This is a genomic window from Pseudomonas sp. PVC-3-1, from assembly GCF_057444315.1.
Genome location: NZ_CM172023.1, coordinates 5,584,402 through 5,604,309 on the forward strand (window position 1 = coordinate 5,584,402; position 19,908 = coordinate 5,604,309).

Annotated in this window: 17 protein-coding genes; 5 read left to right on the plus strand and 12 right to left on the minus strand. The window is 66.1% G+C overall.

Annotation, left to right across the window (positions count from 1 at the left end; genetic code table 11):
* Positions 1-89 precede the first annotated feature (89 nt).
* Together AC2T4A_RS25625 and AC2T4A_RS25630 are read left to right on the plus strand one after the other, a co-directional pair.
* On the plus strand, positions 90-446 hold the full coding sequence (locus AC2T4A_RS25625) for a 4a-hydroxytetrahydrobiopterin dehydratase (protein ID WP_017517211.1): 357 nt from the start codon (positions 90-92) through the stop codon (positions 444-446).
* Positions 443-1,639 (plus strand): amino acid aminotransferase, encoded by a 1,197-nt coding sequence (locus tag AC2T4A_RS25630; RefSeq protein ID WP_486742102.1) that lies wholly within the window; start codon positions 443-445, stop codon positions 1,637-1,639. Before AC2T4A_RS25625 ends, AC2T4A_RS25630 begins: the two co-directional genes overlap by 4 nt.
* Before the next feature lie 176 nt (positions 1,640-1,815).
* Here the strand turns inward: AC2T4A_RS25630 and AC2T4A_RS25635 are convergent, their stop codons facing one another.
* The 8 genes from AC2T4A_RS25635 to AC2T4A_RS25670 all read right to left on the minus strand — a co-directional run bounded on the left by AC2T4A_RS25635 (position 1,816) and on the right by AC2T4A_RS25670 (position 12,602).
* Positions 1,816-2,838, minus strand: coding sequence for a transporter (locus tag AC2T4A_RS25635; protein WP_486742103.1), 1,023 nt, complete (start codon positions 2,836-2,838; stop codon positions 1,816-1,818).
* 184 nt (positions 2,839-3,022) lie between these two features.
* A complete protein-coding gene (locus AC2T4A_RS25640; protein ID WP_486742104.1) occupies positions 3,023-4,153 on the minus strand; it encodes a TIGR03364 family FAD-dependent oxidoreductase in 1,131 nt (376 codons plus the stop codon).
* Positions 4,154-4,358: 205 nt separating this feature from the next.
* Positions 4,359-5,384: a putative 2-aminoethylphosphonate ABC transporter substrate-binding protein gene (locus tag AC2T4A_RS25645; RefSeq protein WP_486742105.1), complete on the minus strand. Its 1,026-nt coding sequence runs from the start codon at positions 5,382-5,384 to the stop codon at positions 4,359-4,361.
* Positions 5,385-5,479: 95 nt separating this feature from the next.
* Positions 5,480-7,195: a putative 2-aminoethylphosphonate ABC transporter permease subunit gene (locus AC2T4A_RS25650; RefSeq protein WP_486742106.1), complete on the minus strand. Its 1,716-nt coding sequence runs from the start codon at positions 7,193-7,195 to the stop codon at positions 5,480-5,482.
* Between the two features lies 1 nt (position 7,196).
* Positions 7,197-8,252: a putative 2-aminoethylphosphonate ABC transporter ATP-binding protein gene (locus tag AC2T4A_RS25655; RefSeq protein WP_486742107.1), complete on the minus strand. Its 1,056-nt coding sequence runs from the start codon at positions 8,250-8,252 to the stop codon at positions 7,197-7,199.
* 459 nt (positions 8,253-8,711) lie between these two features.
* Complete coding sequence (locus AC2T4A_RS25660; protein ID WP_416751955.1) at positions 8,712-8,996, minus strand: hypothetical protein; 285 nt, start codon at positions 8,994-8,996, stop codon at positions 8,712-8,714.
* Between the two features lie 132 nt (positions 8,997-9,128).
* Positions 9,129-10,751 carry an MFS transporter gene (locus tag AC2T4A_RS25665; protein ID WP_478379510.1) on the minus strand — a complete coding sequence of 541 codons (1,623 nt, stop codon included), beginning with the start codon at positions 10,749-10,751 and terminating at the stop codon, positions 9,129-9,131.
* Positions 10,752-10,937: 186 nt separating this feature from the next.
* Positions 10,938-12,602: a GMC family oxidoreductase gene (locus tag AC2T4A_RS25670; RefSeq protein ID WP_486742108.1), complete on the minus strand. Its 1,665-nt coding sequence runs from the start codon at positions 12,600-12,602 to the stop codon at positions 10,938-10,940.
* A 124-nt stretch (positions 12,603-12,726) separates the two neighbouring features.
* Here AC2T4A_RS25670 and AC2T4A_RS25675 point away from each other — a divergent pair, with 124 nt between their 5' ends.
* Positions 12,727-13,635, plus strand: coding sequence for a LysR family transcriptional regulator (locus tag AC2T4A_RS25675; RefSeq protein ID WP_486742109.1), 909 nt, complete (start codon positions 12,727-12,729; stop codon positions 13,633-13,635).
* A gap of 147 nt (positions 13,636-13,782) precedes the next feature.
* Here AC2T4A_RS25675 and AC2T4A_RS25680 read toward each other — a convergent pair whose 3' ends face one another.
* From AC2T4A_RS25680 to AC2T4A_RS25695, 4 genes are all read right to left on the minus strand, one after another.
* The gene (locus AC2T4A_RS25680) at positions 13,783-14,448 is read right to left on the minus strand and encodes a hypothetical protein (protein ID WP_486742110.1); all 666 of its coding nucleotides are present in this window, start codon (positions 14,446-14,448) and stop codon (positions 13,783-13,785) included.
* 371 nt (positions 14,449-14,819) lie between these two features.
* Positions 14,820-15,302: a serine protease inhibitor ecotin gene (gene eco, locus AC2T4A_RS25685; RefSeq protein ID WP_486742111.1), complete on the minus strand. Its 483-nt coding sequence runs from the start codon at positions 15,300-15,302 to the stop codon at positions 14,820-14,822.
* 110 nt (positions 15,303-15,412) lie between these two features.
* Entirely contained in the window at positions 15,413-16,198 is a 786-nt protein-coding gene (locus tag AC2T4A_RS25690) for a tellurite resistance TerB family protein (RefSeq protein ID WP_486742112.1), read from the minus strand.
* Positions 16,199-16,382: 184 nt separating this feature from the next.
* Entirely contained in the window at positions 16,383-17,096 is a 714-nt protein-coding gene (locus AC2T4A_RS25695; protein WP_486742113.1) for a tellurite resistance TerB family protein, read from the minus strand.
* 246 nt (positions 17,097-17,342) lie between these two features.
* Between AC2T4A_RS25695 and AC2T4A_RS25700 the strand changes: the two genes are divergently transcribed.
* Together AC2T4A_RS25700 and AC2T4A_RS25705 are read left to right on the plus strand one after the other, a co-directional pair.
* Positions 17,343-18,254 (plus strand): LysR family transcriptional regulator, encoded by a 912-nt coding sequence (locus tag AC2T4A_RS25700; RefSeq protein WP_024765694.1) that lies wholly within the window; start codon positions 17,343-17,345, stop codon positions 18,252-18,254.
* A gap of 177 nt (positions 18,255-18,431) precedes the next feature.
* Positions 18,432-19,886 (plus strand): gamma-aminobutyraldehyde dehydrogenase, encoded by a 1,455-nt coding sequence (locus AC2T4A_RS25705; protein WP_486742114.1) that lies wholly within the window; start codon positions 18,432-18,434, stop codon positions 19,884-19,886.
* The last annotated feature ends 22 nt before the right edge of the window (positions 19,887-19,908 follow it).

The window sequence follows — 19,908 nt, forward strand, 5'->3', positions numbered from 1 at the left end:
CCATCTGTGCCTAGGATGAGACGTGCTCGCGAGCCTAAGATGGGTCGCGAGCGCACTCCTATGCCACCCCACGACAAGGAGAACCTTTCATGACCGCACTCACCCAAGCCCACTGCGAAGCCTGCCGCGCCGACGCCCCGAAGGTGTCCGACGAAGAACTGGCGGTGCTGATCAAGCAGATCCCGGACTGGAACATCGAGGTCCGCGACAACCACATGGAGCTGGAACGGGTCTTCCTGTTCAAGAACTTCCGCCACGCCCTGGCCTTCACCAACGCGGTGGGCGCCATCGCCGAGGAGGAAGGTCACCACCCCGACCTGCTCACGCAGTGGGGCAAGGTCACCGTCACCTGGTGGAGCCACGAACTGAAGGGCCTGCACCGCAACGACTTCATCATGGCCGCGCGCACCGACGAGCTGGCCGCGAAAGCAGAGGGACGCAAATGAACCATTTCGCCAAGGTCACCCGCGTACCGGGCGACCCGATCCTGGGCCTGCTCGAAGCCTATCGGGCGGACACCAATCCCGCGCGGCTTGACCTTGGCGTGGGCGTCTACAAGGACGCCCAGGGCCTCACGCCGATCCCCCGCGCGGTGAAGCTCGCCGAACAGCGCCTGGTCGATACCGAGACCACCAAGAGCTACGTCGGCAGCCACGGTGACGCGCTGTTCGCCGCGCGCCTGTGCGAGCTGGTACTGGGCGTCACCTCGCCACTGCTGGCCGACTCCCGTGCCGATGCCACGCAGACGCCCGGTGGCACCGGCGCCCTGCGCCTGGCGGCGGAGTTCATCGCCCATTGCCTGCCGGGCAAGAACATCTGGCTGAGCGACCCGACCTGGCCGATCCACGAGACCCTGTTCGCCGCCGCTGGAGTGCCGATCAAGCACTACCCCTACGTCGGCGCGGACAACCGCCTCGACGTGGACGCCATGTTCGCCATGCTGGAGAAGATTCCCCAGGGCGACGTGGTGCTGCTGCATGCCTGCTGCCACAACCCCACCGGCTTCGACCTCGATCACGCCCAGTGGCAGCGCGTGCTGGAGATCGTCCGCCGCCGCGAACTGCTGCCGCTGCTGGATTTCGCCTACCAGGGCCTGGGCGACGGGCTGGAGGAGGACGCCTACTCCGTGCGCCTGTTCGCCCAGAGCCTGCCGGAAGTGCTGATCACCAGCTCCTGCTCGAAGAACTTCGGCCTCTACCGCGACCGCGTCGGCGCACTGATCGTCTGCGCCGAGAACGCCGACAAGCTCACCGACATCCGCAGCCAGCTGGCGCTGTTCGCCCGCAGCCTGTGGTCCACCCCGCCGGCCCATGGCGCGGAAGTGGTCGCCACCATCCTCGGCGACCCGGAACTGAAGAACCTGTGGCTGGATGAACTGGACGGCATGCGCGGACGAATCGCCGAGCTGCGTGTCGGCCTGGTGGAAGCCCTGCGCCCCCACGGGCTGGCGGATCGCTTCGCGCACATCGCCATCCAGCGCGGGATGTTCTCCTACACGGGCCTGCGGGCTGAGCAGGTGCGCATCCTGCGCGAGGAGCACAGCATCTACCTGGTCAGCAGCGGCCGCGCCAACATCGCCGGGCTCGACAGCGAGCGCCTTGATCACCTGGCGGCAGCCATCGCCCGCGTCTGCCGCTGACACCCCTTTCTTCCCCCTCGACCGGCCATTGGGCCGGTCTTTTTTGCCCGCAAACCACACCAACACCCAGTCTGTAGGAGCGAGCTTGCTCGCGAACAACCCCGGCACCAGAGTAGCCGGCTGATCCGGTTCGCGAGCAAGCTCGCTCCTACAGGGCGTTCCCCTGCCGAGGTCGTTCAATAATCATCGCGCTTGCGGAACGCCCAGCGCCCGGCCAGGCCGGTGAAGCTGGCCACCAGCACCACCAGAATCCAGAAACCCTCCGGGTCGCTGGAGAAGGGAATGCCGCCGACGTTCATGCCGAAGAAGCCGGCAATGATATTGATCGGCAGCGCCAGCACCGTGACCACGGTGAGGGTGAACAGCGTGCGGTTGCTCTGCTCGTTGATCTTCGCGGCGATTTCCTCCTGCAGCAGCTTGATGCGCTCGCCCAGCGCCGTGAGGTCGTTGATCACCAGGGAGAACTCCTCGGTGGCCTCGCGCAGCACGCGCACGTCGTCGTCCGTCAGCCACACCGGCGGGCGATTGAGCAGTCGCATCAGCGAGCCCGGTTCCAGTGCCAGCAGGCGTTGCAGGCGCACCAGCACGCGGCGCATGGCGCCCAGGTCGGCGCGGCTGGCGGAGAGGCGCGAAGACAGTAGCTGGTCCTCGATGCGATCCACGCTGATGCTGGTCTCGCGGACGATGCGGGTGAGGATTTCGCCCTGGTCGCGCAGCAGGTGGACCAGCAACTCCAGCGGCGAGTTGAAGCGCTCGCCGTGCTTCACCGAGGAGCGCAGCGTATCCACCGAACGCAGCGGCTGCGCGCGAGCAGTGACCAGCAGGCGGCCACGAGCACAGACCCAGAGGGTGGCCACGTCCGAGGACATGCGGCTGCTGAAGTCGAACACCACGTCGTTGACCACCGCCAGCAGCGCGCCATCCACATGCTCGATGCGGGTGGAGCGCGAGCCTTCGCGCAGGGTCTCGAAGAAATAGTCGGGCAGCTCCAGGTGCGACTTCATCCAGCGCTCGCAGGCCGCGTGCGCCAGGTTCAGGTGCAGCCAGAGGAATTCATCCGTGGCGCGCGGCTCCCGCAGGCGCTGCAGGGCGGTGGGCGAATCGATCTCGAGCCCCGGCTGGTCGGGGCGAAAGCTGAAGCCATAAAGCAGGCCGAACAGATCGGAATCCTGATGGCTCTGGACGATGCTGTGGTTCATGGGGCTGCGGTTCTTGAGGCCGTAATGCGGGCTTGAAACCGGCCCTGTAGGAGCGAGCTTGCTCGCGACCCCGCACGGCACGGACTGTTCGCGAGCAAGCTCGCTCCTACGAAGAGCAGATCACGCCCGCCCTCTGGTGTTATCAGAGGCCCATGAACGACGGATGACAGCCATGTGACAGGCCTCAGCCAAACAGCGCCGCGACAGTGCGCTCGCCCAGCGCCGGGCCGATGCTCATGCCCACGCCGGTATGCATCAGCACGGCGGTAATCCCGTCGGCGGCCTGCAGCACCGAGAACGGCCCCGGCCCGCGCGCGCCGTAGACGCCCTGCCAACGCTCGACCACGTCCACGCGCATGCCCAGGGTGTCCTCGGCCAGCTGCAGCATGAGTTTGTCCACGGCCTCGGCATTGAACGGCGCCGCGTCGCTGCCGTAGTGGTGGGAGTCGCCGATGATCAGCTCGCCATGGGGCGTCGGGCTGACCAGCAGGTGAATGCCCTGCTCCTCCAGCTCCGGTGTCTCGCGGCGAATCTGCTCGCGCACCGCCTCGGCTTCGGGCAGGTCGGAGAAGGCGCCGTAATGCACGCAGCTCAGGCCGGTGAGGATCGAGTGGGTGAGACCGAAGTCGACCTGCGGGCGGGCACGGAGCATCTGCAGGCGACATACCTGCGGCTCCAGCGGCGAGATGACCTCGGCCAGCAGGGTCTGGTAGTCATGCCCGGAGCAGACGATCACTTGCCCGGCGGTGAAGGTGCCCGCCGTGGTGCGCAGCACGCCGGTATCGACGTCACGCACCAGGGTGGAGAAGTGGAAGGCCACGCCGTGCTCGCGGCGCAGGTAATCGATCAGGCTCGGCAGCGCCTCGCGGGAATACAGCTGTTGGTCGTCGAAGCCCAGCAGCGCGGCGCGGTGGTGGCGGAAACGGCCCTGGTAGAGGTCGTTCAGCTCACTGCCGCGCAGCAGGCCCACGCGGTAATCCAGCTCCCTGGCGCGGCCGGTGCAGAAGGCTTCCAGCAGATACTCCTCGGCTTCGCTGCGGGCGAACAGCAACGAACCATTGCGCCGCAGGGAGAAACCGGCGCTCTCTGCCCACTGCGCCCAGATCGGCCGACTGGCGCGCGCCAGGTCCGACATCACGCCCGGCGGCTGGCCGGTAACCAGTGCCTGGCCGAAGTTGCGCACCGAGGCGCCAAGGGGCGTAGCAGTGCGCTCGAAGACGCGTACGGAGAGGCCGCGGCGAGCGGCGGCGTACGCGTGGGAAATGCCGAGGATGCCGGCGCCGACGATGGCGACGTCGCAGTGGGTGTGGGTCATGGGGATATTTCCTGCGTGGCGAAGGGCCCCTCTCCCCCGCCCTCTCCCTGAAGGGAGAGGGAGCACTCCTCTGCGAAGAGAAACCCTGAGTTCATCCTGAAACCATCAAAGGCACAGGCAGACGCTGAAACCGAACCAGTACACCGAACAGCCCCCTCTCCCTTCAGGGAGAGGGTTGGGGAGAGGGAGCCGCCAGCACCGAACCTTACTTCTGCGCGACCTTCTCCGACTTGCCGTCATAGCGCTTGCGCCACTCGGCGAGGATCTCGTCGCGGTTCTTCGAGGCCCAGGCGAAGTCGTTCTTGATCAGGCGCTGCTCATAGTCGGCTGGCAGTTCGGTCTGCGGCTTGGCGATGCCCGGCTGGGCCAGCACGGCGAAGTTTTCCTTGTACAGCTCCATGGCTTTCGGGCTGGCGGAGAAGTCGGCGAGTTTCTTCGCGGCGGCTTCATGCTGGGTGCCTTTGACGATGCCGGTGGCTTCGATTTCCCAGCCCAGGCCTTCCTTCGGCAGGACGATGTCCAGCGGTGCGCCCTGGCGCTTGAGCTGCACGGCCGGGTACTCGAAGGAGATGCCGATCGGGAATTCGCCGGCGGCGGCCAGCTTGCACGGCTTGGAGCCGGAGTGGACGTACTGGCCGATATTCTCGTGCAGCGCGTCCATGTAGGCCCAGCCCTGCTTCTCGCCGAAGGTCTGCAGCCAGGCGGAGACGTCGAGGAAGCCGGTGCCCGAGGACGCCGGGTTCGGCATGACGATCTTGCCCTTGTACTCGGGCTTGGTCAGGTCCTGCCAGCTCACCGGCTTCTCCAGGCCCAGCTTCTGCGCCTCGACCGTGTTGAAGCAGATGGTCGCGGCCCAGACGTCCATGCCGACCCACGCCGGCGGGTTGGCCGGGTCGCGGTAGTTCTTGCCGATGGCGTCCAGGTGCTTGGGAGCGTACTTCTCCAGCATGCCCTGCGCATCGAGGATGGCCAGGCTGGAAGCGGCCAGGCCCCAGACGGCGTCCGCCTGCGGGCGATCCTTCTCGGCCAGCAGCTTGGCGGTAACGATGCCGGTGGAATCACGCACCCACTTGATCTTGATGTCCGGGTTCTCGGCTTCGAAGGCCTGCTTGTAGGCGGTCAGCTGCTCCGGCTCCAGGGCGGTGTAGACGGTCAGCTCGGTGTCGGCGGCATGGGCCTGGGCGGCGAAACCGGCCACCACGGCGGCGGCGAGGGCAAGACGTTTGAACATGTGGAGCTCCTTGGCAGTGTTGGTCTCCCGCTCGGGGCGGGTTTGTCAGGGGTTGAGCCCGGCAGGTAGATGCCAGGCGACAGCGTCCAGCGGTGTTACGGGTTCGCGCCCTTCCTCCAGGCCTGCGAGCGGCGCAGCAGGCCGCGCGAGGCGCCGGCCAGCAGCAGCGACACGGCGGCGGAGGTGAGCAGGATCAGGGTCGACATGGCGGCAGCGCCGCCGACGTTGCCGGAGTCGTCCATGTTCAGCACGGCGACGGCGGCGAGGATGGTGTCCGGGTTGTAGAGGAAGATCGCCGCCGAAACCGTGGTCATCGCCGAGACGAACAGGTAGCGGGTGATGTCCAGCAGCGCCGGCAGGCAGATCGGCACGGTGACGCGCAGGTAGTGGCGCCACAGCGGCATCTTCAGCGACAGCGCGGCGGCCTCGAATTCGCCGTCGAGCTGGCGCAGCGCGGCGGTGGCGGTCATCTGCGCGGTGGTCAGGTAGTGAGCGATGGTGCACACCACCAGCAGCGCCATGCTGCCGTAGAACACATGCAGCGGGTTGCCCGGCAGGTTGAAGAAGAACACGTAGCCAAGGCCCAGCACGAGGCCCGGCACGGCCATCGGCACGAAACAGAGCATGCGCAGCAGTTGGCTCAGCCAGCGCTGCTCGCGGGTCTTCTCGATCAGGTAGGCGCCGGTGAAGATCAGCGCGCTGCCGATGATCGCGGTGCACACGGCCATGGTCAGGCTGTTGCGGTAGGCCAGCCAGCCACCGCCGGCGGTGGTGTTGAAGTCGTAGTGGTGCAGCGACAGCGAGAGGTTATAGGGCCAGAACTTCACCAGCGAGGAGTACACCGCCATGCCCAGCACGCCCAGTAGCACCGCGCTGATCAGCACGACGATGGCGAGGAAGGCAGCATCGCGGCGACGCGATGGCTTGGGATGGTAGACCTGCGCACGGCCGCTCATGGCGTCGCCCTGGCGGCGGCGCAGCCAGGTGTCCACGGCGAAGCTGATTAGCGCCGGCAGCAGCAGGATCATGCCGATCTGCGCGCCACGGCCGAACTGCTGTTGGCCGACCACCGCCTTGTAGGCTTCCAGCGCCAGCACCTGGTAGTCACCACCCACCACCACCGGCACGCCGAAGTCGGTGATGGTCAGGGTGAACACCAGACAGAAGGCGGCGAACACGCCCTGGCGCGAAGCCGGCCAGGTGATGCTGCGGAAGGCTTTCCACGGCCCGGCGCCCATGCTGGAAGCGGCGTCGAACAGGCGCGCATCGGCCAGTGACAGCGCCGAGAGCAGGATCATTAGCGCATGGGGAAAGGTGTAGATCGCCTCGCCGAGGACGATGCCCCAGAAGCCGTAGATGTTGTCCGGCAGCAGATGGCGCAGCAGGCCCTGGTTGCCGAACAGGTAGATCAGCGCGATGCCCGGCAGCATCGACGGCGCCAGCAGCGGCAGCAGGGAGATTCCGCGCCACAGGCCTTTGGCCGGGATCAGCGTACGTTGCAGGGCGTAAGCGAACAGGTAGGCCGCCGGCACGACGATGCACGCCACGCTCACGGAAACCTTCAGGCTGTTGCCCAGCAGCCAGTGGAAGTTGTCGCTGCGCAGCAACTCGCCCATGGCCGCCAGGCCGCCGCCCTGCCCCGCTTCGCCGCTGAAGCCGCGCCAGAAGATGGCCAGCAGCGGCATCAGCACCGCGAGCGTCAGCAGAACCAGCAGCAGGACCTTGCCGCCACGGACGAACAGGCGATCACCCAGATCGCCGCGAACCTTGCCGACGGACAACGCCGGACTGTGCTTCACCACGGCTTCCATCTCAGGCAAACACCTGCAGACTGCGTGGCGGCAGCGACACCCAGATGTCCGGCGTGCCCAGGCGCGGCATGTCCTCGGGCGCCAGCTCGGCGAGCAGCGCGTGGCCCGGCAGTTGCTCCAGCTCGAAGCTCATGCGGCAGCGGTTGCCAAGGAAGGTGATCTCGCGGATCTGCGCGCGGAACAGGTTTTCCTGGTGCACCGCCGGGTTCACGCTGATCGCCTCAGGGCGGCAGAACAGCCGGCCCGAGGCGCTCTGCGCCTGGCTGTGCAGGCGCAGGTTGAGGCTGCCGACGCGGGCATGGCCATCGCTGCCACGCTCGAACGGCAGCCAGTTGCCCTGGCCGACGAACTCGGCGACGAAGGGCGTGCTCGGGGTGCTGTAGATCTCCTGGGCGGTGCCGAACTGCTCGATGCGCCCGTGGTTCATCACCGCGATGCGATCGGCCATCAGCATGGCCTCGTCCTGGTTGTGGGTGACCATCACGGTGGTGATGCCCAGGCTCTTCTGCAGTTGGCGCAGCTCGCCACACAGGTGCTCGCGGACGCGCGCATCCAGCGCCGACATCGGCTCGTCGAGCAGCAGCAGCGACGGGCTCGGCGCCAGCGCGCGGGCCATGGCGACGCGTTGCTGCTGGCCACCGGAGAGCTGGCCGGGGTACTTCTTCTCGCTGCCGGTCAGGCCGACCAGCTCGAGCATCTCGGCGACGCGGCGGCGGGCTTCTTCCTTGCTGGCGTTGGTGAGGCCGTAGGCAATGTTCTGCTCCACCGTGAGGTTGGGGAACAGCGCGTAGGACTGGAACAGGATGCCGTAGTCCCGCGCCTGCGGCGGCAGGTTCGACACGTCGCGCTCGCCCAGGTGCAGTGTGCCCTCATCCTGTTGTTCCAGGCCGGCGATGCAGCGTAGCAGCGTGGTCTTGCCGCAACCCGAGGGGCCGAGCAGGCAGACCAGTTCACCGGCCTTGACGTCCAGCGACACGCCGTCGAGGGCGACGAACTGGCCGAAGCGCTTGCGGATGTGACGCACGCTGAGCGGCGTGCCGGCGATGGTGGGATGCATGGCGGTACCTCGTTTTCTTGTGGTCCACGCCGCGTGTGCCGTGGCGTGAAGGAACGAGGTCCATGCTAGGGAGGGATTGCGACGGCACTATTGCTAAAGGGCCAAGTGCGCCGATAGATCCATAGGCAGATTTTGGTATGGGGGTGAAAAAACTTGCATAGGCGCGTCAATCCCGACGCTGCACTTACGCCGACGTGCAGGAGCGAGCTTGCTCGCGAAACTGAATGCGAAGGGGAATCTGTTCGCGAGCGAGCTCGCTCCTACAGAAAATGCTCGCCCTCGCTGCGACCTGCAGCGAAACACCCGTGGCTGGATTGGAGTTTCCGCAGTTGAGCGACGTGGATGCCGCGAGAAGCGCGATGGACCAGGGACTGGCCTTCGTCAGCTGGAGCCTCGATTCAACGAGGGAATTCTACGCCCCAAGCGAAACCGACTGCCGGAGCCCGCCCCTTGAACGGCTCAGAACCCGTCGAGATCGATCAACTCACCCTCGAAGCGGATCGACCCGCCCTCCTCGCTCGCCTCGCCGCCCTGGATTTCGCCGTAATAAGACAGCCCATTCTCCAGGGTCACGCAGACGTGGGTCGGTTCTTCCGGAGCATCCAGCTGGCCCTTGAAGCTCACCTCGATCACACCCTCTTCCGGCGCACTGAGGCTCACCATCACGCGGGCGTTATCCACCGCTTCGGCCTCGCGCCCCCAATGTTCGGCGCTGACGGTCACGGTGGCGATTTCCTGTTTCATGCTCAATGGGTCTCCGCAAAGGGCCCTGCGCAATACGCGCCGGGAAATAGCGCAAGGGTAAGGCGAGCCTGGACACCGCGCAATGAATGCGAAGGGCGCCCGCAGGCGCCCCTCGTCCCTCTTCTGGGCAAATCAGTCGGCGTGGATGTCGTTGTCCTTGGTCTCGCGCAGGAACAGCAGCGAGCAGACCAGGCTCATCGCCGTGATCAGCACCGGGTACCACAGGCCGTAGAAGATGTTGCCGGTGTACACCACCAGCGCGAACGAGATGGTCGGCAGCAGACCGCCAAACCAGCCGTTGCCGATGTGGTACGGCAGCGACAGCGAGGTGTAGCGGATGCGCGTCGGGAACAGTTCGACCATCAGCGCCGCCAGCGGGCCGTAGCAGCAGGTGGCGATGAAGATCAGCGCAACGATGATGGCGACCACCATCGGCCGGTTCACCAGCGAGGAATCGGCCACGGTCGGATAGCCGGCATTCTTGACTGCTGCACCCAGCGCGGCGGCGTCGAAACCTTCGATACGCTTCTCGCCTACGGTTACCACCAGCTCGCTGCCAGCCGGCGCGGCCACCGAACTGTAGGGCACGCCGCCCTTCACCAGCAGGGTCTTGGCCTTGTCGCAGGCGCTGTCGAATTTGGCCTTGCCCACCGGGTCGAACTGGAAGGTACAGGTCGCCGGGTCCGCCATCACAGTGACCGGCGCCTGGCGCGAAGCCGCGTCGATCTGCGGGTTGGCGTAATGGGTCAGCGCCTTGAACAGCGGGAAGTACAGCACCGTGGCCAGCAGCAGGCCGGTGATCAGCACCGGCTTGCGACCGACCTTGTCCGACAGCCAGCCCATGATCACGAACAGCGGCGCGCCGATCACCAGGGAGATGATCAACAGTCCGTTGGACAGCGCCGGGTCCACCTTCAGCACCTGGGTGAGGAAGAACATCACGTAGAACTGCGCCGCGTAAAAGGTCACCGCCTGGCCGGCGTTGATGCTGAACAGTGCGATCAGCACGATCTTCAGGTTGCTCCAATTGGTGAACGACTCCTTGAGCGGCGACTTGCTCACCTTGCCCTCGGCCTTCATCTTCAGGAATGCCGGCGACTCGTGCATGGACAGGCGAATCCAGGTGGAAATGCCCAGCAGCACGATGGAGATCAGGAACGGCAGGCGCCAGCCCCAGGTTTCGAACTCCGGCCCGGTGATCTGGCGGCAGCCCCAGATCACCACCAGCGACAGCAGCAGGCCGCCGGTGGCGGTGCACTGGATCCAGCTGGTGTAGGCGCCGCGTTTATGGTCCGGCGCATGCTCGGCCACGTAGATCGCCGCGCCGCCGTACTCGCCACCCAATGCCAGGCCCTGGAGCAGACGCAACACGATGAGGATGACCGGCGCCGCCACACCGATGGTGGCATAGGCCGGCAGCAGACCGACGGCGAAGGTCGACAGGCCCATCAAGAGGATGGTGACGAGGAATGTGTACTTGCGCCCGATCATGTCGCCCAGGCGGCCGAACACCAGCGCGCCGAAGGGGCGGACGAGGAAGCCGGCGGCGAATGCCAGCAGGGCAAAGATGAAGGCGGTGGTGTCGTTGACCCCGGCGAAGAAGTGCTTGGCGATGATCGCTGCCAGTGAGCCGTAGAGGAAGAAGTCATACCACTCGAACACTGTGCCGAGCGACGAGGCGAAGATCACCTTGCGCTCATCGCGGCGCGAGGTCGCGGGCCGCTCGTAGGAACTGGACTGCGCTACATCGGTCATTACGGGCTCTCCTGCCCCTTCTGGGGGCTTTTGTTTTTGTCAGCCTCGACTGCCACGGCTTTCACACCGCGCGATAGCGTTTTCTTCGGCTCCTTGTAGGAGCGAGCTTGCTCGCGAACCACCGTGCACTCAGGCGGAGCGCTAGCAGAAATCCACGCAACGGAAGGTGGGGAGACGGTTCTACCGTCACGCCACCGGAGCTTCCTCCTGTGTGCGCCCACTGGAAGGGATGACCTCCGCGCTGCGCGCGGGTTCGCTCAAAATCATCTGCGCGGCCTTTTCCGCGATCACCAGCACCGGCGAACAACTGTTGCCGGAGGTCAGGCTGGGCATGATCGAAGCGTCGGCGATGCGCAGGCCGGGTATTCCATGTACGCGCAGCTGGCTGTCCACCACTGCGCCCTCGCCCTGCCCCATGCGACAGGTGCCGGCCGGGTGGAAGATGGTGGTGCCGATCTCGGCGGCGGCGCGATGCAGGTCTTCTTCGGTCTGGTAATCCGGGCCGGGCTTGAACTCCACCGGCTGGTAGCGCGCCAGCGCAGGCGCAGCAGCGATGCGCCGCGTCAGGCGGATGGCATCGGCAGCCACGCGCAGGTCCTCCGGGTGGCTCAGGTAGTTGGGCTGGATCACCGGCTTGTCGCGCGGGTCCAGCGAGCGCAGCGTGACCGAGCCACGGCTCAGCGGCCGCAGGTCGCACACCGACGCGGTGAACGCCGGGAAGCTGTGCAGCGGCTCGCCGAAGCGTTCCAGCGACAATGGCTGCACGTGATATTCGAGGTTGGCTGAGCGCTGGTTCGGGTCGGACCTGGCGAACGCACCCAACTGGCTCGGCGCCATGGACAGCGGGCCGCTGCGCTTGAGCAGGTACTCCAGGCCCATGCCCATCTTGCCCCACAGCGTCGAGGCGATCTGGTTCAGCGAAGGCGCGCCGTTCATGCGGTAGATCAGGCGCAGTTGCAGGTGGTCCTGCAGGTTGCCGCCCACGCCGGATAGCGCGTGGCGCACGCCGATGCCGTGCTTATCCAGCAGGTCGCGCGGGCCGATGCCGGAGCGTTGCAGCAGCACCGGCGTATTGATCGCCCCCGCGCAGAGAATCACCTCGCGCCGGGCCCGCAGCTCACGCCGCGCACCTTGCCAGTTCACTTCCAGCCCGGCGGCGCGACCGTTCTCCAGCAGCACGCGCAGGGCCTCGACATTGGTCAGCACGGTGAGATTGGCGCGGTTGGCGATGGGCCGCAGGAAGGCCTTGGACGCATTCCAGCGCACGCCGGAACGCTGGTTGACCTGGAAGTAGCCGCAGCCTTCGTTGTCGCCGCCGTTGAAATCCTCCACCGGGCGCACACCGGACTGCGCCGCCGCCTCGCGGAAGGCGTCGAGAATCGCCCACGACAACCGCTGCTTCTCCACCCGCCATTCGCCGCCCGAGCCATGCAGCTCGCTCGATCCGGCGAAGTGGTCCTCCATTTTCATGAACAGCGGCAGAAGATCGTTCCAGCCCCAGCCGGGATTGCCCTCGGCCGCCCAGCCGTCGTAATCCAGCGCCTGGCCACGCATGTAGATCATGCCGTTGATCGAGGAGCAGCCGCCCAGCGTGCGCCCACGCGGGTACTTGATCGCGCGGCCGTTCAGGCCCGGCACCTTTTCGGTGTCGAAACACCAGTCGGTGCGTGGGTTGCCGATGCAATAGAGGTAACCGACGGGAATGTGAATCCAGGGATAGTTATCCGGGCCGCCGGCTTCGAGCAGCAGCACGCGGTTGGCAGGGTCGGCGGACAGGCGATTGGCCAGCAGGCAGCCGGCAGGGCCCGCGCCGACGATCAGGTAGTCATAAGCATCCAGTGCCTGGGGCATGGAAAAGTACCTCGTCGTGCTTGTTCTTTTTGTATGACGACCGAGCCTAGTCGTTCGTTCGTGATAAAAGAACAGTCGTTTCGAGTCACCTGCTGTGCGTTTTCTAACAACAAGGACTGCCGAGATGTTCGACTGGAATGACCTGCGCTACTTCCTGGAGCTGCACCGCAGTGGCCGCCTGTTGACCACCGCCAAGCGCCTGGGCACCACGCACGCCACCGTGGCGCGGCATATCGAGAGCATCGAGCGCGACCTCGGCACCCAGTTGTTCGCCCAGCACACCGGCGGCTACCAGCTCACCCCCGCCGGCCAGGCGCTGCTCAAGCACGCCGAGGCCATGGAGAACACCGCCCTGCTCGCCCAGGAGGAAATGAGCCAGGCCATCTCGCCGCTGGGGCAGATCCGCATCGGCGTCACCGAAGGGCTGGGCACCATGTTCCTTGCCCCGCGCATGGGCGAACTGATGCAGCACTACCCCGGCCTGGAAGTGGAACTGGTCTCCGTGCCGCGCTTCGTCAGCATCACCAACCGCGAGGCAGACATCGCCATCACCCTGGAACGCCCCAGCGCCGACCTGGTCATCAGCCGCCTGCTCACCCGCTACCGCCTGAGCCTGTTCGCCAGCCCCGCCTACCTGGAAAACGCTCCGCCCCTGCGCGACCGCGAGGACCTCGGCCAGCACCCGTGGATCGGCTACGTCGACGACCTTCTGTTCAGCCAGGAACTGCTGTTCCACCACAGCTTCTGCCGCCACCCGCAGGTGGTCTTCCGCAGCACCAGCGTGGTCGCCCAGCAACAGGCCGCCCAGGCGGGCATTGGCATCGCCATCCTCCCGCAGTACATGGGCCTGCACGACCCGCTGCTGGTGCCGGTACTGCCGGAGGAGTTCATCGAACGGGAATACTGGATGTGCACGCGGCGGGAGTTGCACCGGTCGGTGCGACTGAGACTGGTGTGGGATTTTCTGGTGGAGGTCTGTGGGCGGGAGCAAGGGGTACTTGTAGGCGTAGGGTCTGGCAGCCCGGTAGGGTGAGGACTCCGTCAAGCCTGACGCCTGGCGAAATCTCATTGAGCCGTTCGCCCTGGGTGCAGCTACCGAAATTGCCGCAGGCGTTGCGTCTGGGTAGAAAGCAAGCGCCCCGCCTATTGCGGGGCACTTGGGTTGCGCGGCCGAATCCGCTCAGGCGGCGGCTTTCACCTGGCTAGCGGCGCGGGCGGCCGACTGCAGGATGTGTGGGTGATCATCAAGGTAAGCCTTGATGCGCTTGGCGCTGCGCAGGTCGCCCCAGGCCTTGCCGACCCAGCCCGCCAGCAGGACCGAGAACAGGAAAGCCAGCGCTCCGAGCAGGAAACCGTAGATCGGCAACTTCAGGATCAGCGCAGCCCAGACGAGCGCTCCGCTCAAGGGCAAGGCCACGCCAATGACAAGGGCGCTGATCGCTTCGACCTGCTCCGGCCTGCCGATCTCGATTCGCGGGCAGGGCCATATCGGCGAAACCTTCAGGTAACGGGCCAGGCTACGAATCTCCTCGCGCTCCCACATGCCCATGCGGAACAGTCGCATCAGCGCCACCATCTGCTGGTGATTGGCACTGATGCCCGAGGCAGTGCGGAACTTCTCCAGCGCCAGCTCACTGTCCAGGTAAGTCGCCAGCTCGCCCGTGGTCCGCGGGTCATCTCGCATGTCCGCCAGCGCCTGCAAACGCCCACGGGAGAACAGCCCCGGCATGCCCCCAGGGGTCCGCCACAGGAAAACCACTGCGTGCGCCAACGCAGCGGCGATGGTCACGAACGCCGACAAACCTGCCAGCCCGGTAAACAGTAGATCCAGCCAATCGGCCGCCATATCCGCTCCGCCCACTACAAGAAAAATGAAGAAGACGGCACCCTGCCACGCACCGAAGCGGACGCTCCATAGTCAGGGCGAGCGTTGAGAAATGACGGGGACATTTTCGGAAATGACGTACACCGATACTGCATACAGGCCTGTATCGCGCGGCAGCACCCTGGGTTCACTGCTATTCGACACGGCGCGCGTCACCCGTGATCTGGAAGCCTTGTACCAGGCAATCTGGCAGCACCGATGCGCCAGGCCGGAGGAGCGCTCTGAGGTTATGCAGGCTTCGTTGTAGGAGCGAGCTTGCTCGCGAAGCCACCCAACGCCGAAGCCCGGGGAAGGCTGTTCGCGAGCAAGCTCGCTCCTACAACTGGATAGCGTTACTCCGCGCGGGCGTGCTCGACCTTGTCGGAAGCAGACCAGAGGCGGTAGCGCACTTCAACGTCCTTCGGCGCATAGATCACGATGGGCAGCTTGCTGTTGTAACGCAGCACGAAGCCCTCGCCGATCACCGGGACGAAGTCCTTCTTGCTCTTGCCTTCCGGGCAGGCCATCAGCGTGCTGGCCGGGCCGCTGACCTTGTCCAGGCGGTAGTAGGAATAGCCCCAGCCTTCCAGGATCTTCTCCTCCAGGGTGCCACCCAGGCGCTGGCGGTTGCAGTCGACGGTCAGCGTCTTGCCGGCGAGGATCTCTACCTTGAGGTTCTCTTCATGGGCCTGTTTGGGCAGATGGATGACCTGGCGCACGAAGCCTTCTTCGGCCTTGGGATAAGGCGCGACATCTTCGAGCTTGGCGGCGTTGGCCAGGGTGGCGGTGGCGCTGAGCAGCAGCGCGGCGGGCAGGGCAAAACGAGCGAACGGCATGAAGCCTCCTTGCAGAATTGAGGAACGAACGCACCGCACGGGTGCGTTCGTCCGAGCGTCTCTGACCGTCAGATTGTACGAATGCTCCTACGGCCACGCCCTGAGTTGTATCAAGCTACTTCACCGCCCGCCTTCGCCTGCTGCTCCAGGTGCGCCTGCAGTTCCGGGGCGAGGTTGAGGTTGTAGGCAAGTTCGTCGAGATAGGAGCGTTCGGCGTCCTGCTGATCGTCCACCAGCATCACACTGACCAGGTACATTTCGGCGGCCACGGCGGGGTCGCCCTGGGCGGACTGCGCGACATCCGCGGCGTCCAGCGGCTTGCGCATCTCGGCGTCGATCCAGGCCTGCAGCTGTGGTTCGCCAGCGTGTCGCTGCAGTTCAGCCTGGATGGCGGCTTGTTCGCGCTGGTCAATCCGCCCGTCCGCCTTGGCGGCCGCAAGCATGGCGGTGAGTATTGCGTGGCTGTGGGCCTCGGCTTCGGGGCCGTCAAGCTGATCGACCGTGGTGAGGGATTGCTGCTGCGAGGGATTGGCGCTCTGCTGGCGCTGCCAGTTCTGGTAGGCCTGGAAGGCCATCATGCCCAGTGAGGCGAGCATGGCGTAGTTGACGCCGCCGCCAGCGGAACGTCCCTGGGGAGCCCCGCCACCGCTGTTGCCGCCACCAAGCATGCTGCCCAGCACGCCGCCCAGGCCACCCAGACCACCGCCGCCGGAGCCACCAGAGCTAGCGCCGCCAAGGATCGAGCCGAGGCCCCCGCCACCGCCGCCACCCAGCAGCCCACCAAGCAAGCCGCCCAGGCCACCCAACGGGTCCGCGCCGCCAGCGCCGCCTTGTTGTTGCGCCGCCGAGCCCTGTCCGGCCCGCAGCAGTTGTTCCAGTAGATCGGTTGTATTCATGACCAGTCCCTCGCCATCGCGCGGTGTGCGTTGGGCAACGATAGTCCCGCCACACCGATGCGCCAGCGCCGTCCGCCAGCCGGCCCGGGTGGGGCAGGAGCCAGGCGAAGGCGATTACCCGTGGGGCCAGGCGAAGCGACTGGGCCCCGGGGCTTGTCCGGCGGTTGCGAAGGCCGTCAAGAACTCACGCGGGCACGGCTTCCAGTGCTTTCTGCGCCTGGGCTTCCAGTTCGACCTTGAGGCCGGCGTCGAGGCTCAGCTGGCGGGCCAGTTCGTCGAGGTAGGCGCGCTCCATGAAGTTGGTTTCGTCGACCATCAGCAGGCTCGCGAGATACATCTCGGCGGCCATTTCCTCGCTGGTGGCGGCGCGAGCGACCTCGGCCGGATCGAGCGGCTTGGCCAGTTCGCGGTCGAGCCAGCCCTGCAGCTCGACGTCGCCGGTTAGCTTGGCGATTTCGCCATCGATCAGCTGGCGTTCGCGATCATCGATATGTCCGTCGGCCTTTGCGGCGGCGACGATGGCTCGCAGGATGGCGTGGCTGTGCTGCTCGGCCTGGGCCGGCGGCAGGCGGTCGACGGTCTGCGGCTCGCCGCGCGGAGCGCTGGCCTGCTTCTGCTGCCAATTGCCGTACGCCTTGTAGGCCAGCACACCCAGCGCAGCGAGGCCGCCATAAGCGACTACCTTGCCGCCGACCTTGCGCGCCTTCTTGCTGCCCATCAGCAGGCCCAGGGCGCCCGCTGCCAGAGCGCCGCCGCCGGCACCAGAGAGCAGGCTGCCCAGGTCCAGGCCACCGCCCTTGCTGGATGGCTGACCGCCCTCCTGCCGGGCCACGCCCTTGTTCTGCAGGAGGTCCTGGCCGGATCTGAGAAGCTGGTCAAGCAGGCCGCGAGTGTTCATGGCGATCTCCACTGTCTATCAAAAATTGTGGATTCCGACTCTAGTCCAGCGCGCGGTCGGGACGCAGCGACAGTGTGCTTCCGGATATTGCGGGCCTTTGTCGGCGGGTCCGCAGGGCAAATAGGCCGCTTTCATTCGATTAAAAAGAATGCTCCTATAGATTTTCGATAATCAACAATGAAATGCGCCGAGAGCGGCTAGACAAGGCTCTAGATCGCAGCTCCGCGCGCCAGCGGCCAAATCACCATGATGACGCTCCGCCAGATCCGCCACTTCATCGCCGTCGCCGAGACTGGCTCGATCTCCGCCGCCGCCCAGGCGGTGTTCATTTCCCAGTCGACCCTGACCCTGGCCATCCAGCAACTGGAAGAAGAGATCGGCGTACGCCTGTTCGATCGCCACGCCAAGGGCATGACCCTGACCCACCAGGGCCACCAGTTCCTGCGCCAGGCGCACCTGATCCTGGCCACGGTGGAGAACGCCAAGCGCAGCCTGCAGCAGAGCACCGACCAGGTAGCCGGCAGCCTGACCATCGGGGTGACCAGCCTGGTGGCGGGCTATTACCTGGCGGACCTGATCAACCGCTTCCAGCGCGCCTTCCCCAACGTGAAGACCCGCGTGGTGGAGGACGAACGCCCGTACATCGAGCACCTGCTGGTGAGCGGCGAGATCGACGTCGGCGTGCTGATCCTCTCCAACCTGGAAGACCGCCACGCCCTGCAGACCGAGGTACTGACTCACTCGCCGCACCGCCTCTGGCTGCCGGCGCAGCACCCGCTGCTGGAGCGCGACAGCATCGCCCTCGCCGATGTGGCGGGCGAGCCATTGATCCAGCTGAACGCCGACGAGATGGGCCTGCACACCCAGCGCATCTGGTCGCGCGCCGGGCTGGTGCCGCAGGTAACGCTGCGCACCGCCTCGGTGGAAGCGGTGCGAAGCCTGGTGGCGGCAGGCCTGGGCCTGTCGATCCAGCCGGACATGACCTACCGCCCCTGGTCGCTGGAAGGCGACATCATCGAAGCACGGCCGCTGGTGGACCTGTCCGAACCCCTGGACGTGGGCCTGGCGTGGCGGCGCGGCACCGCGCGGCCGGCACTGGTGGACCCATTCCTGACCGTCGCCCGCGAGCAGCCCAACGCAAAACGCCTTTCGATCTAGAGGCTTACAGCGTTCGATTTAATCGAACGGCGCTTTCAGTAATTAGAATTTGTCGACCCCACGCCCGGACTCTAGTCTCTCGTCCCATACCAAAGGGCCAAGTTCCGGGCACCGCCCCTACGCCGGAGCACGCACATGGCCCCCGAAAACAAGACAGATAAAAGACGAGTTTCCAAGATGACCGGCGCAACCCTGCATACCGCCTTGCTGATCGACGGCCAACTGGTCGCCGGCGAAGGCATGGCCGAGCCGATCATCAACCCGACCACGGGCGAAACCCTCATCAGCATCGCCGACGGCTCCATCGATCAGGTCGAGCAAGCCATCGCCGCCGCACACCGTGCCTTCCCTACCTGGGCCCGCACCACGCCGGCCCAGCGTTCCGCCGCGCTGCTGGCCATCGCCGATGCCATCGACAAGCGCGCGAACGACCTCGCCCAGCTGGAATCGCTGAACTGCGGCAAGCCGCTGCACCTCGCGCGCCAGGACGATATCCCGGCGACCGCCGACGTATTCCGCTTCTTTGCCGGCGCCGTGCGCTGCCAGCAGGGCCAACTGGCCGGCGAATACGTGCCCGGCCACACCAGCATGGTGCGTCGCGATCCGGTGGGCGTGGTCGCCTCGATTGCGCCGTGGAACTACCCGCTGATGATGGCCGCGTGGAAGATCGCTCCCGCGCTGGCCGCCGGCAACACGCTGGTGTTCAAGCCCTCCGAACACACCCCGCTGAGCATCCTGGCGCTGGCTCCGGCGCTGGCCGAGATTCTCCCACCGGGCGTGATCAACATCGTCTGCGGCGGCGGCGAAGGCGTCGGCAGTCATCTGGTCAGCCACCCGAAGGTGCGCATGGTCTCGCTCACCGGCGACATCGTCACCGGGCAGAAGATTCTCCAGGCCGCCTCGCGCACGCTCAAACGCACCCATCTGGAACTCGGCGGCAAGGCGCCGGTGATCGTCTGCAACGACGCCGACCTCGAAGCCGTGGTCCAGGGCGTGCGTACCCATGGTTACTACAACGCCGGGCAGGACTGCACCGCCGCCTGCCGCATCTATGCCCAGGCCGGCATCCATGACCGCCTCGTCGCCGAGCTGGGCGACGCCGTGGCAAGCATCCGCTTCGCCCGCAAGCGCGACGCCGATAACGAGATCAGCCCGCTGATCAGCGCCCGCCAGCGCGACCGCGTGGCCAGCTTCGTCGAACGCGCCCTCGGCCAGCCGCACATCGAGCGCGTCACCGGCGCCGCCGTGCATTCGGGCCCCGGTTTCTACTACCAGCCGACCCTGCTGGCCGGCTGCAAGCAGCAGGACGAGATCGTCCAGCGCGAAGTATTCGGCCCGGTCGTCACCGTGACCCGCTTCGACCAATTGGAGCAGGCGGTGGACTGGGCCAACGACTCCGAATACGGCCTGGCCTCCTCGGTGTGGACGCAGAACCTGGACAAGGCCTTCCAGATCGCCAACCGCCTGCAGTACGGCTGCACCTGGATCAACACTCATTTCATGCTCGCCAGCGAGATGCCCCACGGCGGGCTCAAGCGCTCGGGCTACGGCAAGGACCTGTCCAGCGACTCGCTGCAGGACTACAGCGTGGTGCGCCACATCATGGCGCGCCACGGCCAGCAACTGGATTGAACCATCCGGCGGGCCACCCGCC